Annotated in this window: 11 protein-coding genes; 6 read left to right on the top strand and 5 right to left on the bottom strand. The window is 61.2% G+C overall.

Translation table 11 applies throughout. The features are described 5' to 3' along the window. Positions 1-16 precede the first annotated feature (16 nt). Positions 17-1357 carry a CapA family protein gene (locus HGQ17_RS10200; protein WP_168887840.1) on the bottom strand — a complete coding sequence of 447 codons (1341 nt, stop codon included), beginning with the start codon at positions 1355-1357 and terminating at the stop codon, positions 17-19. 194 nt (positions 1358-1551) lie between these two features. On the opposite strand from HGQ17_RS10200, the gene HGQ17_RS10195 reads away from it, so the two are divergent. Further along, complete coding sequence (locus HGQ17_RS10195) at positions 1552-3111, top strand: ABC transporter substrate-binding protein (RefSeq protein ID WP_168887839.1); 1560 nt, start codon at positions 1552-1554, stop codon at positions 3109-3111. On the opposite strand, the gene HGQ17_RS10190 is transcribed toward HGQ17_RS10195, so the two are convergent. Then, on the bottom strand, positions 3096-3842 hold the full coding sequence (locus HGQ17_RS10190; RefSeq protein ID WP_168887838.1) for an alpha/beta hydrolase family protein: 747 nt from the start codon (positions 3840-3842) through the stop codon (positions 3096-3098). The two genes, HGQ17_RS10195 and HGQ17_RS10190, sit on opposite strands and share 16 nt — an antisense overlap. Continuing rightward, complete coding sequence (locus HGQ17_RS10185; RefSeq protein WP_168887837.1) at positions 3839-5233, bottom strand: MFS transporter; 1395 nt, start codon at positions 5231-5233, stop codon at positions 3839-3841. Before HGQ17_RS10185 ends, HGQ17_RS10190 begins: the two co-directional genes overlap by 4 nt. Before the next feature lie 106 nt (positions 5234-5339). Here HGQ17_RS10185 and HGQ17_RS10180 point away from each other — a divergent pair, with 106 nt between their 5' ends. From HGQ17_RS10180 to HGQ17_RS10160, 5 genes are all read left to right on the top strand, one after another. Next, on the top strand, positions 5340-5615 hold the full coding sequence (locus HGQ17_RS10180) for an Lrp/AsnC ligand binding domain-containing protein (protein WP_168887836.1): 276 nt from the start codon (positions 5340-5342) through the stop codon (positions 5613-5615). 73 nt (positions 5616-5688) lie between these two features. Next, positions 5689-6801: an o-succinylbenzoate synthase gene (menC, locus tag HGQ17_RS10175; protein WP_168887835.1), complete on the top strand. Its 1113-nt coding sequence runs from the start codon at positions 5689-5691 to the stop codon at positions 6799-6801. An 85-nt stretch (positions 6802-6886) separates the two neighbouring features. Further along, positions 6887-7915: a tryptophan--tRNA ligase gene (gene trpS, locus HGQ17_RS10170; protein WP_324615250.1), complete on the top strand. Its 1029-nt coding sequence runs from the start codon at positions 6887-6889 to the stop codon at positions 7913-7915. A gap of 6 nt (positions 7916-7921) precedes the next feature. Next, positions 7922-9046, top strand: coding sequence for a YihY/virulence factor BrkB family protein (locus tag HGQ17_RS10165; RefSeq protein WP_168887834.1), 1125 nt, complete (start codon positions 7922-7924; stop codon positions 9044-9046). A 358-nt stretch (positions 9047-9404) separates the two neighbouring features. Further along, positions 9405-10259 carry a hypothetical protein gene (locus tag HGQ17_RS10160; protein WP_211090590.1) on the top strand — a complete coding sequence of 285 codons (855 nt, stop codon included), beginning with the start codon at positions 9405-9407 and terminating at the stop codon, positions 10257-10259. An 81-nt stretch (positions 10260-10340) separates the two neighbouring features. Here the strand turns inward: HGQ17_RS10160 and HGQ17_RS10155 are convergent, their stop codons facing one another. Both HGQ17_RS10155 and sdhA read right to left on the bottom strand, forming a co-directional pair. Beyond that, entirely contained in the window at positions 10341-11129 is a 789-nt protein-coding gene (locus HGQ17_RS10155) for a succinate dehydrogenase iron-sulfur subunit (RefSeq protein ID WP_168887832.1), read from the bottom strand. Continuing rightward, complete coding sequence (sdhA, locus tag HGQ17_RS10150; RefSeq protein WP_168887831.1) at positions 11129-12916, bottom strand: succinate dehydrogenase flavoprotein subunit; 1788 nt, start codon at positions 12914-12916, stop codon at positions 11129-11131. The genes HGQ17_RS10155 and sdhA overlap by 1 nt, the downstream gene beginning before the upstream one ends. Positions 12917-12956: the final 40 nt, after the last annotated feature.

Here is a 12956-nt window from a genome sequence, read left to right as displayed (position 1 = left end):
GGTGTCTCCTCTTTCTTCAGGTTTTGGCGAGGTCAAGGAAGGTGCGGCCCGCGGTGCTGGTGAAGAATGTTCCAAAGGGCGCCGAGAGGTTCTGCAGCCGTTGTAGAATGGCCGAGGACTTCTCCTCATCTGCCTTAGCTGGTGTGCCTAGAGCAGCGCCGATATCGGGTGCGATATCCAAGGGAACCAGTTCCACGGAGGTCAGCCGACCCTCGCGATATTCGAGCACTGGAAATACAGATTCACTCATTTCGGGTTTGCCGAAGACTGCTGCATTGCGCGCACTGAGCAGTTCCGGAACTGTCGCCTCCTCCGGCGAGAGGCCATAGAGATCATAGGTCTCGCGTGGAACCGAATCTAGACTGTTTGTCATCATGGCGAAGTTCCCCAGGGAATGGAAGATCGGAGCGCCCTTATAGAGCTCGATTCCGCGCAGCTGATGGGGGCCATGGGAGACCACCACATCGGCGCCGGCGTCAACAACCCGACGGCTGAACTCTGCAGCGAATGCGGCAGGTTCCTGAGCAGCATTGGCGGGCTCATGGTAGTGGAAACCAAAGACCACCAAAGAGGAGTTCTGCTTCGCCTGACGGACCTGCCGGAGGATCTCCTGGGCATCGCGCTCCTCAACTCGATACTCCAGTCGAGAAGAGCCCTCAGGAACTGAGGCATCTGGTTCAAATTCACCACCCATCAGTTTCAGCGACCCCTCCCGGATGACGTTGCCGCTGAACGTGGTCTCAGCCAGCCCCGCCAGACGCTCATAGTCCGCCGGGTTCACCGCACTGTAGGGGGTGGTGCGCAGCGTATTGATGCCGGGTCGCCCCGGGACCCGACCCAGGGGATCAGCCGCTGGAGACATCGGAGTGAAGGTGGCGCTGGCGGCAAGAAAACCGAGACGCCCCTGCGGGGCATCGACATAACAGGCAGAGCGTGCCTGGGACATGCTCCGGCCGGCACCGGCATGCTGAATGCCAGCGGCATCAAGATGCTCCCGGGTGCCCAGCAGAGCTTCAACGCCCCAGTCCGTGGCGTGATTATTGGCCAGGCCCAGGATAGAGAAGCCCAAACTCTTGAGGTCTGCTGCGACTGCGGGATCTGCCAGCATCCACGTTCCCCCTGACTGGGCCTGAGGGGAGCCGGAGAATGTGTCGAGCTCCAGTAGGACTGTCTCCAGATTTCCGATCAGCACATCAGTGCTCAGCAGCTCTTTGACCAAGTCGGGCCGTTGTGCCTTCAGGGTCGCAGCCATCGGGCGCAGGTAGATGAGATCACCGGTGACCCCCAGCCGGAACTGTCCTTGCAGCGGAAGGCTGGGAACGTCGTCGATATCCAGGGTCATAGGTTCCATGGCCATGATGGGTGCCAGCGTCTTTCGGTCGGTACACATGATTAATTGGACAATTAGTCCACACCTTAGCCCATGGGTGTGTTGATCACAGTGACTTGGTCCACAGGTGAACGAAAATCGAATGTATAGTTTGAACAATTCATAAGAAGAGACGGATCGCGAAGAATCACTCAGCCACCGGACCAACTGCGAGGACGAACATGACAACCCGCAAAGTGATCACCACAGGGGCCATCCTGACTCTGACCCTCAGCGCCTGCGGAGGTGGGGACGGCAGCAATGGAACTGCCGGCGAAGGTGGAGGAGGGGAGTTCAACATCGGTTGGAACGCCCAGCCCCCAACACTGGATCCCTTAGTCACCACAGCCACTTCCACCCGCGATATTTCCCGGAACTTCTATGAGCCGCTGATCACCATCGACGCCGAAGGTGAGGTCCAGACTGTACTGGCCGAGGACTACGAAGTCTCCGAGGACGGACTGGAGATCACCTTCACCCTGCGCGAGGGAGTGCTCTTCCACGACGGTTCAGAGATGGAGGCTGAGGATGTGGTCGCCTCACTCGAAGGGTGGATTGAGCGTTCTGGTGCCGGGCAGACCTTCTTCAGCGAGGCCGAGGTGAGCTCGCCGGAGGAAGGCGTGGTGACCGTGACCCTTCCGGAGCCGATGTATATCGCCGTTGAACTTCTGGCCGATCAGTCCCAGCTGCCGGTGATCATGCCTGCAGAGATCATCGAGAACGCCCCCGAAGAAGGGGTTGAGGAGTTCATCGGCACCGGCCCCTATGAGATGGCCGAGTGGTCCACAGATCAGTTCATCCGTCTGGAGCGCTTCGAGGACTACGAGCCACCAGAGGGTGAGGCAAGTGGAACGGCAGGGGAGAAGGCCCCCTACTACGACACCATCACCTTCCATATCGTCACCGACTCCTCCACTCGGGTTTCGGGTCTTCAGTCCGGTGAGTACGACGCCGCCAACGCCCTACCGCTGGACAATGTCGAAATGCTTGAAGGTGACGGCAACTTAGAGCTGGTCTCCGGGGAACAGGGCTTTAACGGAGCGGTCTTTAATAAGTCCGAGGGCCTGATGTCCGATGTCACCATGCGACAGGCGGTATTGGCTGCTATTGATGCCCAGGAGCTTCAGCAGTCCGCCTTTGTCGATGAGGAGTTCTACAACACCAATGGTGCTCTGATGCCGGAGGACTCCGCCTGGTACTCCGATGTGGGTCAGGAGCTGTTCGAAAATGACGATCCCGCCGTGGTCGAGGACCTCCTGGAGGACGCCGGCTATGATGGTGAGACGGTCACTATCCTGACCACCCGCGAGTACGACGACCACTACAACGCCGCAGTCCCCCTGCAGCAGCAGCTCGAAGAGGCGGGGATGAACGTTGAGCTGGATGTCACCGACTGGGCCACTGTCCTGCAGAACCGGACCGACCCGGAGGCCTATGACATCTTCATCACCGGATTCGCTCCGGTTACCGTGCCGGCGACCTATGTCTTCCTCTATGACAACTGGCCGGGCTGGACAGACAGTGAGGATATCGCTGTAGCCCTGGACCAGATCAGCACCGCTGCCGATGAGGAATCCGCTCTAGATGCCGCAGAGGACCTTCAGCAGGGCTTCTACGACTATCTGCCGATGGTGAAGTTCGGGGATAAGTGGACAGTCACCGGCATGCGTGCCGATATCGAGGGCTACGAATACGCTCCGCTCTCCGGGGACATCTTCTACAACGTCTATGAGAGCGACTGACCCTGGAGCCGCTCCAGCTCGGCTGGGATATGACGCCATTGAGACTGTTCTGGGTCGATCACCGTGAAGTGATCTCCAGGATCGAGCCTGAGAAGCCTCACGCTCGGGTGTGATTGCACGTAGTCCTCGCTGATGCTCACCGGTACTCGGGAGTCGTGGACTCCGTGCAGCACTGTTGTAGGAACTTCAGGGGCCGGGTGCTGTGCAGGGTCAAGGTCAGGTCGGGCAGTGGGGTCTTCGCCCAGGAAATCCGCCACCGCACCTTCCCCCAGTTCCATGGTGTGTGCCTGCTTCAAATCAGCCACTGGGGCAAGGGCCAGAACCCCGCGGAGGGAAGCCGGCGGCGATGTGGCGGCAAGCCAGAGAGACAGTTGCCCACCTGCAGAATGGCCCACCAGAAGCGCATCCTGGAAGCCCAGTGATTCCGGAAGCGCCTGGACGCCCTGCTGGACTGCACGGTGCGATTGATCGGGGTCACCAGGCACCCGTGGGTACTCCAGGGAAGCCACCGGCCAACCTCGTCTGCTCAACTCTGCGCAGGTATGACGAGCGTGCTGACGGTCTATCTTCGGGCGCCAGTATCCGCCATGAAGGAAGAGGATCAGCGGTCGATCCGTCTGCTGCTGGGGTTTCCAGACATCGGCGATATGCTCTTCCTCAGTGCCGTAAGCGTGTAAGAAATCAGGGGGCTCGGCGGGGCGCTGGAGAACACTGGCATCATCAGCTGTCACGACAGCTCCTTCTCCGCAGCCTTGGGGGCTTCGGCAGCGGCACGTTCTTCAACCATCTTCTCGATGGCTGTGACGCTTGGCCGCTGACGGGGGATACAGGCCAGGCAGAACGCCGCGAGCCCAGCCACCATCGCGAAGATATAGAAGTTCCACTCAAAGCCAAGAGCTGAAGCGGTGATCCAACCACCCACGAAGGGGCCGAGGATGGCGCCCACACGGGCAAAGCTCAAGGCCCAACCAGCGGCGGTGGCTCGGGCATTGGGCGGATAGTAATCGGTGATGAATCCGGTCAGGATCGCTGAGGTGGCGATAGCACCGAGGCCCGCGAAACCGACCAGAATCATGTTGACCATGAAGGGGAAGTCCATCATCAGCAGCAGAACGCCTAGGCCGCCGAGGGTGTAGAAGACGACAAGGACGGTCTGTTGGCCCAGCCGGTCTGCCAGCCAGCCTACGAGGATCCCGCCGAAGCCGGCAGTGAGGCTGAAGACCAGCAGGAAGGTCAGCGAACTGCCCAGGTTGTACCCGGCATCGCGCATGATGGAGGGGAGCCAGGTATTGAGACCGTAGACCAGCAACAGGCCCATGAAGAGGCCTACCCAGAAGAAGATGGTTGAGCGGATGAACTTCCGGGTGAACATCACGGCTAGAACCTGGCGCCACGGAACACTGGAGACTTTCTCCGATTCAGCGATGCGCACTGTGTCGGGGTCGAAGTCGGAAATTCCCATCCGGTTTGCCTGCGAAAGCGCCTGCTCGGTCCTATCCTTATTGACCAGATACTCGAGCGACTCCGGCATCATCTTCGAAATCAGCGGGTAAAGCAGCAGCGGTACAGCCCCGATTCCTACAACCCATCGCCAGGCTTCAGGGTTATCCGTGGAGGTGAAGGTCACCAGGGCGACCATGGCAGCAACGACGATGCCGAATGAGTAGGCAGAGAACATCAGGGTGTAGTTCATTGAGCGTCGCCATGGTGGAGAGAATTCAATGGTCATGGCTGCTGCGATGGGCATCAGCCCGCCCATCCCCAGGCCTCCGATGAAACGGAAGAGGCCGAATACCTCGGCCGTGGGCGCTAGGGCGGCACCTAAGGCTGCGGCGTTATAGAGGACGAAGGAGGCCAGTAGGACCCGGCGCCTGCCGAAGAGGTCGCTGAGTTGGCCGATGAAGAGCGCACCGATCAGCATGCCGATCAGCGCATAGGAGCCCAACCCTGCCAGTTGCACAGGTGAAAGGTCCCATGGCTCATAATCGGCCAGTGAGGGAAGGACTGCCCCAAGCACACCGATGTCGTACCCTTCGGCCAAGATGGAGAGCCAACACGCTATGAGGACAGTAGTGGTGACGCGGTTCGGGACGTTCCAAGCCGTCTGAGCCGGGGTTGCCATGCTGTGTCTCCTCCACGGTAGTGCCCGAAAATAGTCGATACATTATCAGGGGACTGGGCAGCTGCATGCTTGTCCTCAGATACTCACCTCAGATAAGGGAGCAACTATGATCACCGCCATCACCATGATCAAGACGGACCCGGATAAGATCCCGGAGACTGCCGAGAAGATCTCATCCATTGAAGAAGTCGAAGCCGTCTACTCCGTCACCGGAGCCTGGGACCTTGTCGTCATCGTCAAAGTGCCTGACTTCGAAGACCTCAGCGACCTCGTGCCCGGAAAGATCTCCAAAGCCGGGGCCATCCACAGCACCGAGACGATGGTCGCCTTCCGCACTTTCTCCCAACGCGATCTAGAAACCGGTTTCAACCTCGGTGACTAGGCGATTTCCTCGGGCAGGCCAGTGATACTGTCATAAAGGTAACTGACCTCCACAGAAGTGAATGAGTGCCGCCATGCAGTTAGATTCCGTCACTGTCCGCCGCGTGTCCATGGAGATGCTGACTCCGTTCACCACCAGTTTCGGCACCCAGACCCACCGGGACCTGCTGATCGTGGAGGCCTCCGACGGCGAAGGCAGCACCGGATACGGCGAATGCGTGGCCATGGCTGAACCCCTCTACTCCGAGGAAGCCACCGGAACCTGCGCTCTGGCGCTGCAGGAGTACATCCTGCCCCGCCTAGCCGGTGCCGAGATCAGCCACCCCCGTGAAATCAGCGAACTGCTGGCACCCATCAAGCGAAACAACATGGCCAAAGCCGCCATCGAAGGCGCAGTCTGGGACCTCTGGGCCAGCCGTGAGGGCATCTCACTGGCCAAGGCCCTCGGCGGCAGCAAAGACCGGGTCGACGTCGGCCTGAGCATCGGGATCAAACCCACCGATGCCGAGCTGGTCGAAACCGTCGGTGCCGCCGTGGATGCCGGATATAAGCGCATCAAGATCAAAATCGCACCCGGCCGTGACCTCGAGATGCTGCGCGAGGTCCGCCGGGAATTCCCCGATACGGTCATCATGGCCGATGCGAACTCCGCCTACACCCTCAACGACATCGAACTCTTCCAGGCCATGGACGAGCTCAACCTCCTGATGGTCGAACAGCCCCTGGCCCACGACGACATCGTCGACCACCGCCATCTGCAGGCAGCCATCAGCACCCCGGTCTGCCTCGATGAATCCATCCACTCCTATGACGATGCCCGTCAGGCCCTGGAGCTGGAATCCTGCCGGATCATCAACCTCAAGATCGGCCGGGTCGGAGGTCTGGCTGAATCCCTGAAGATCGAACAGCTCTGCCGGGAATCCGGCATCGAACTCTGGTGCGGCGGGATGCTGGAGACCGGTATCGGCAGGGCCCATAACGTGGCCATCGCCAGCCTCGCCGGTTTCAACCTCCCCGGGGACACCGCCCCCTCCTCCCGGTACTGGGCCGAGGACATCATCGAACCCGAAGTGGTGATGACCGAGGGGCAGATCGAAGTCCCCACCACCGCAGGACGCGGCTACGCGGTCAAAACTGAGCTGCTGGAGCAGCTGACCACCTCGCAGTTCACCGTGCCGATGCGCTGAAACAACTCTGCACAGCCGGTGGCCCAGGTCTTACAATGAGCTGGACTTATCAGCATTCCCTGATCATTTTCTTGAAGGACGTGACGTGACCGACGACGCCGCAAAAGCCGGGGCACGCATACTCTCCGGTATGCAGCCCTCAGCCGACTCCCTGCACCTGGGCAACTACCTCGGGGCGTTGGTCAACTGGGTCCGGATGCAGGAGGAGTACGACGCGTTCTTCTTCATCCCCGATATGCACGCCATCACCGTGCCCCAGCCTCGGGAGGAACTGCAGGAGCGGGTCCGCCGCACCGCAGCCCAGTACATCGCCGGCGGAATCGACCCCGATCGCTCGACCCTCTTCGTGCAGTCTCACGTCCCCGAACACGCCCAGCTGGCCTGGGTCATGATCTGCCAGACCGGTATGGGCGAGGCCGGGCGGATGAACCAGTTCAAGGACAAATCCGCCAAGCAGGGCGCTGACTCTGCCGGCGTCGGGCTCTTCACCTACCCCATGCTCCAGGCCGCCGATATTCTGCTCTACCAGCCCCATGCGGTGCCGGTGGGTGAGGATCAGAAACAGCATGTGGAGCTCACCCGCAACCTCGCCCAGCGGTTCAACCACCGGTTCGGCGAGACCTTCCGGATCCCGGAGCCGATCATCCCCAAGGATGCCGCGCGGATCTACGACCTGCAGAACCCCACCGCAAAGATGTCCAAATCGGCAGAATCCCCCAATGGCCTGCTCAACCTCCTGGACACCGATAAGAAGATCGCCAAGAAGATCAAATCCGCAGTCACCGACGACGGCTCCGAGATCCGCTTCGACCGGGAGACCAAACCCGGTGTCTCCAACCTGCTGAGCATCTACTCCGCTCTGACCGATAAGCCCATCGAGGAGATCGTCGAGCAGTACCAGGGCAAGATGTACGGCCACCTCAAGGTCGACCTCGCCGAGATCGCTGTGGAACGCCTCGGCCCGATCCGCGACCGCGCGGAGGAACTGCTTGAAGACCCCGCCCAGCTCGAGGCCCTGCTGGCCAAGGGAGCTGCCAAGGCCCGAGAGGTGGCTTCCGAGGTCCTGGCTGATGTCTACGACAAGGTCGGATTCCTCCCGGCGGCCCCCGCGTAGGCAGATATGTCATACCCCTCCCGCCTGCGTCCGCGAGCCCAGAATGGCCGCCCCGGACAACACGGGGAGGACAGCGGCGGAATCCTTGAGGCCGCCAAAGCCCGGGTGGAGAGGCTGGATGAGCGGCGCGAAGTCCGGGCCAAAGTCAATCCGCTCAACATCGAGCGGCTCAAACAGGACGAACTGCAAGCCCGGATGGCCTACGGGCGTGCCAAACGACAGGGAACCCGCGGTTTCGGGCTGATCATGCCCCTGTTGGGTTGGGGCTTGGCCCGCCTGCAGCGCACCCGGTTCCTCCGGGCCTTCAACCTTTTCTTCTTCCACTACGGCACGGTGATGGCCGCCGGTGCCGCCTATATGATGTTCTTCTCCGTGGCCGCGATCCTGTTCTCCAGTTTCGCGGTGGCTGGCCTCATCATCGGCGGCGACGAAGAGATGCAGGCCCTCATCGTCGAGGCGGTCAACACAGTGCTGCCCGGGGTCATCGGCTACGGAGACGGTTACCTCGCCTCGCCCTCAGAACTGTTCAGCACCTCAGGACTGGGGCTCAGCCTTGCAGTGGCAGTCCCAGTGGCAGTGATCACCTCACTGTCCTGGATGCACGGACTACGCTCAGGGATCCGCAGCATCTGGGAACGCCCCCTGATGGCCGAAAACGTCATCCTGGTCAAAACCCGGGATCTCGGCCTCATGCTGACCCTGGGCATCATCATCCTCACCACCGCCGCCCTCGGGGTCGCCAGCAATGTGTTCATCGACGAGATCTGGGACTTCTTCGACTGGGACCACCAGGGTATCGGCAACCGGCTGACCCGCATCGCGACCCTGGTCATCTCCCTGTTCCTGGACATGATCGTAGCCGTTCTGCTGATGAGAGTGGCATCCCGCCTGGTCATGCCGATCTCGGCACTGTGGCAGTCAGCCCTGATAGCCGGCCTGGGGGCATCGCTGCTGCGCCTGGGTTCGACCACACTGCTGAATAACTTCGCTGATACTGAGAACCCGGTGCTGGCCCCCTTCGCGACCGTGCTGGGTCTGTTCTTCTACTTCTATCTCTTCAGCCTCGTCTACCTCATGGCCTCAGCCTGGGGCGCGATTGCCGCGGCGGATCAGGCGGAGAAAGCCCGTTGATTCACCATTCATTAAGGCAGACTGCCTAGGATCATGGAACACTGATACCGACGACAGATCGGTCCAGCAAGGGAACGGAAAACACAATGACGGACCAAGACGGAAACAACTATCCGCCACAGCAGCCTGGTCAGGGACAGCCTCAGCAGCCTCCCTATGGGCATGACCCCTATACCCAGGGCGCTTATCCTCCGCAGCCCGGACAGCCCCGCAACAGGGCTACCAGCAGCCACCCTACGGCGGAGGCTACCCACCCCAGCCCGGCCAGGAGGAGGAACTGCCCAAGAACAACCGCGGCCTGCTCTGGGGATCACTTGGTGTCGGTGCAGCCGCCATCGGCGGTGTCGTCGGCTTCCTGGTGGTCCAAGCCATGGGCGACGACGACGATGACAACGGCGGCACCGCCTCGGAGGAGACCGAGAACGAGCAGGAAGCTCCCACCGATGAAGAGGAAAACGGCGACGACGTTAACGGGGAGACTGATCCAGAGGACAACGGTGGGGGAGAGGAACCCGCCATGGAGGACGAGGTCCCTGACTTCGAGGACATCGCCACCGATACCTTCAGCCTGATGCAGTCGGCAGAGTCCCTCCGTCTGGATCTCGAGGGAGACTTCTGGGGCGACGAGGCAGAGGATTTCGGCGCTGTGCCAGGGGAGACCCAGCAGGCGGTCATCACCGGGGAGCCCGGCGGTAACCTCTGGATGAGCTTCGAGATGCTCGGCACAGACGTCGAGATCCTCGATGTAGGTACCACCGCATATATGCCGGCAGAAACCTTCCTCGGGATCGCAGAGCTGACCGCCCCGCCTGAGTTTCAGGACCTTGATTTCTCAACCATGGCAGCTGACCTCGACGGATATTGGATGGACGCCGGCGAACCCCTGGGAATCGACATTGCTGAACTGACCCAGGACTTCGACCTCGACGAAATCCCGGATGCGATGGGCGGGACGACCTCCGGAGAGCTGTCCTCCCATGATGGTCAGGACGTCTGGGTCTACAGTTACGAGGATGAGGGCGAGATGATGGAGCTGGCTGTGGTCGCAGACTCCTCAGAGCCCTATCTGGTCTATGTAGAGGGAATCATGGACGGCGAAGAAGCCTATATGGGGTTCTCAGACTGGAACAGTGCTGAGATTCCCGATGAGCCCTCCCCAGATCAGACGATGAGTGAAGCTGAGTTCGAGTCATACCTGATGGAGAATATGTAATTCAGCAGAAGATACGAAGGAGCCCCTCGGCGAACCGGTTCAACCGGTAAGCCGAGGGGCTCCTCTGTATTCCCGCAGTGCTTAAAGCGAGCGGGTCAGGATTGCGGTCTTGACCTCTTGGATGGCCTTGGTGACCTCAATGCCACGCGGGCAGGCATCCGAGCAGTTGAAGGTGGTGCGGCAGCGCCACACACCTTCCTTATCGTTGAGGACCTCCAGGCGCATATCGCCGGCGTCGTCGCGGGAGTCGAAGATGAAGCGGTGAGCGTTCACAATCGCCGCCGGACCGAAGTACTGGCCATCGGTCCAGAACACCGGGCAGGAGGAGGTGCAGGCTGCGCACAGGATGCACTTGGTGGTGTCATCGAAGCGCTCCCGGTCCTCAGGGGACTGCAGCCGCTCCGCGGTGGGAGCGGGGGAGTTGTTGACCAGGAAGGGCATGATCTCCCGGTAGGACTGGAAGAAGGGCTCCATGTCCACGATGAGATCCTTCTCCACCGGCAGGCCCTTGATGGCCTCCACCGTGATTGGCTTAGAGGTGTCGAGGTCCTTCAGCAGAGTCTTGCAGGCCAGACGGTTGCGGCCGTTGATCCGCATGGCGTCGGAGCCGCAGATGCCGTGGGCGCAGGAGCGCCGGAAGGTCAGCGACCCATCGATATCCCATTTGACCTTGTGCAGGGCATCGAGCACACGGTCGGTGCCGTACATGGTCAGCGTCCACTCGTCCCACCATGCGTCCACAGCACGCTCGGGGTCGTAGCGGCGGACTTTCAGAGTGACATCGAAGCTCTCCACCGCACCGGCGCCATCGCCAGACTCGGCCAGATCGACCTTGGAGGCAGGTTCTTGCTCAACAGTTGCAGTGCTCATCAGTACTTACGCTCCATCGGCTCGTAGCGGGTGAAGGTGACCGGCTTAGTGTCGAAACGAATGCCCTTGATGCCCTCGGTCACAGCCTCAGGATCCTTGTAGAGCATCGAGTGCAGCATGAACTTCTCGTCGTCACGGTCCGGGAAGTCCTCGCGGTAGTGACCACCACGGGACTCCTGGCGGTGCAGGGCCGAGACGGTCATAACCTCTGCCATATCCAGCAGGAAGCCCAGCTCCACGGCCTCCAGGAGGTCCAGGTTGAAGCGCTTGCCCTTGTCCTGGACGGTGATCTGCTGGTACCGCTCCTTGAGCTCCCCGATCTTGGTCAGGGCCTCCTTGATGGTCTCCTCGGAGCGGAACACCTGCATATTGGCGTCCATGGTGTCCTGCAGCTCGGCGCGGATCTGACCGACCCGCTCAGAGCCGGTGGCCTCGCGCAGCATGTTCAGCTGATCGGTCACGAAGGTCTCCGGAGTCTCGGGCAGCTCCACGAACTCCGCGTCATTGGCGTACTCGGCGGCGTAGATGCCGGCGCGCTTACCGAAGACGTTGATGTCCAGCAGGGAGTTGGTGCCCAGACGGTTCGAACCGTGGACGGAGACACAGGCGACCTCGCCGGCTGCGTAGAGGCCCGGGACCACAGTGTCATTGTCCTGCAGCACCTCGGCCTTGATGTTGGTGGGGATGCCACCCATGGCGTAGTGGCAGGTCGGGAAGACCGGGACCGGCTCGGTGTAGGGCTCCACACCGAGGTAGGTGCGGGCGAACTCGGTGATATCCGGCAGCTTCGCGTCGATATGCTCGGGCTCCAGGTGGGTGAGGTCCAGCAGCACATAGTCCTTATTCGGACCGCAGCCGCGTCCCTCGCGCACCTCATTGGCCATCGAGCGGGCCACAATGTCACGCGGGGCGAGGTCCTTAATGGTGGGCGCATAGCGCTCCATGAACCGTTCACCCTCGGAGTTACGCAGAATGCCGCCCTCACCACGGGCCGCCTCGGAGAGCAGAATACCCAATCCGGCAAGACCAGTGGGGTGGAACTGGACGAACTCCATATCCTCCAGCGGGATGCCGGCGCGGTAGGCGATGGCCATTCCGTCACCGGTCAGGGTGTGCGCATTGGAGGTGGTCTTGAAGATCTTGCCCAGACCGCCGGAGGCGAAGACCACGGACTTCGCCTGGAAGACGTGGATCTCGCCGGAGGCCAGGTCATAGGAGACAACACCGGCGACCCGCTTCTGGGTGTAGGTGGTGCCGTCCTCGCGGGTGGCCTCTTCATCGACGGTGATCAGGTCCAGCACGTAGTACTCGTTGAAGAACTCAACGTTGTGCTTCACACAGTTCTGGTAGAGGGTCTGCAGAATCATGTGACCGGTGCGGTCAGCGGCGTAGCAGGCGCGGCGGACCGCAGCCTTACCGTGATCGCGGGTGTGACCGCCGAAGCGGCGCTGGTCGATCTTGCCCTCGGGGGTGCGGTTGAAGGGCAGCCCCATCTTCTCGAGGTCCAGCACCGCGTCGATGGCCTCCTTGGCCATGACCTCGGCGGCATCCTGGTCCACCAGGTAGTCACCACCCTTGACAGTGTCAAAGGTGTGCCATTCCCAGTTGTCCTCTTCCACATTGGCCAGAGCGGCGCACATGCCGCCCTGGGCCGCACCGGTGTGTGACCGGGTGGGGTAGAGCTTGGTCAGCACGGCGGTGCGCGCGCGCTGGCCGGATTCGATGGCGGCGCGCATACCCGCACCGCCGGCGCCGACGATCACGACGTCGTACTTGTGAACCTGCATCAGCTTTCGGCTCTCTTTTCTTGATCTATGGGTGCGTGCA

The organism is Nesterenkonia sedimenti, assembly GCF_012641515.1.
Classification (GTDB): Bacteria; Actinomycetota; Actinomycetes; order Actinomycetales; family Micrococcaceae; genus Nesterenkonia; species Nesterenkonia sedimenti.
Note: the sequence above shows the minus strand (reverse complement) of the source record. Positions and strands in the feature narration are given on the sequence as shown.

Coding starts and splice junctions, on each gene's coding strand:
- HGQ17_RS10200 (WP_168887840.1), bottom strand. CDS start 1,357: ATGGCCATGGAACCTATGACCCTGGATATCGACGACGTTCCCAGCCTT.
- HGQ17_RS10195 (WP_168887839.1), top strand. CDS start 1,552: ATGACAACCCGCAAAGTGATCACCACAGGGGCCATCCTGACTCTGACC.
- HGQ17_RS10180 (WP_168887836.1), top strand. CDS start 5,340: ATGATCACCGCCATCACCATGATCAAGACGGACCCGGATAAGATCCCG.
- HGQ17_RS10155 (WP_168887832.1), bottom strand. CDS start 11,129: ATGAGCACTGCAACTGTTGAGCAAGAACCTGCCTCCAAGGTCGATCTG.
- menC (WP_168887835.1), top strand. CDS start 5,689: ATGCAGTTAGATTCCGTCACTGTCCGCCGCGTGTCCATGGAGATGCTG.
- HGQ17_RS10165 (WP_168887834.1), top strand. CDS start 7,922: ATGTCATACCCCTCCCGCCTGCGTCCGCGAGCCCAGAATGGCCGCCCC.
- sdhA (WP_168887831.1), bottom strand. CDS start 12,916: ATGCAGGTTCACAAGTACGACGTCGTGATCGTCGGCGCCGGCGGTGCG.
- HGQ17_RS10185 (WP_168887837.1), bottom strand. CDS start 5,233: ATGGCAACCCCGGCTCAGACGGCTTGGAACGTCCCGAACCGCGTCACC.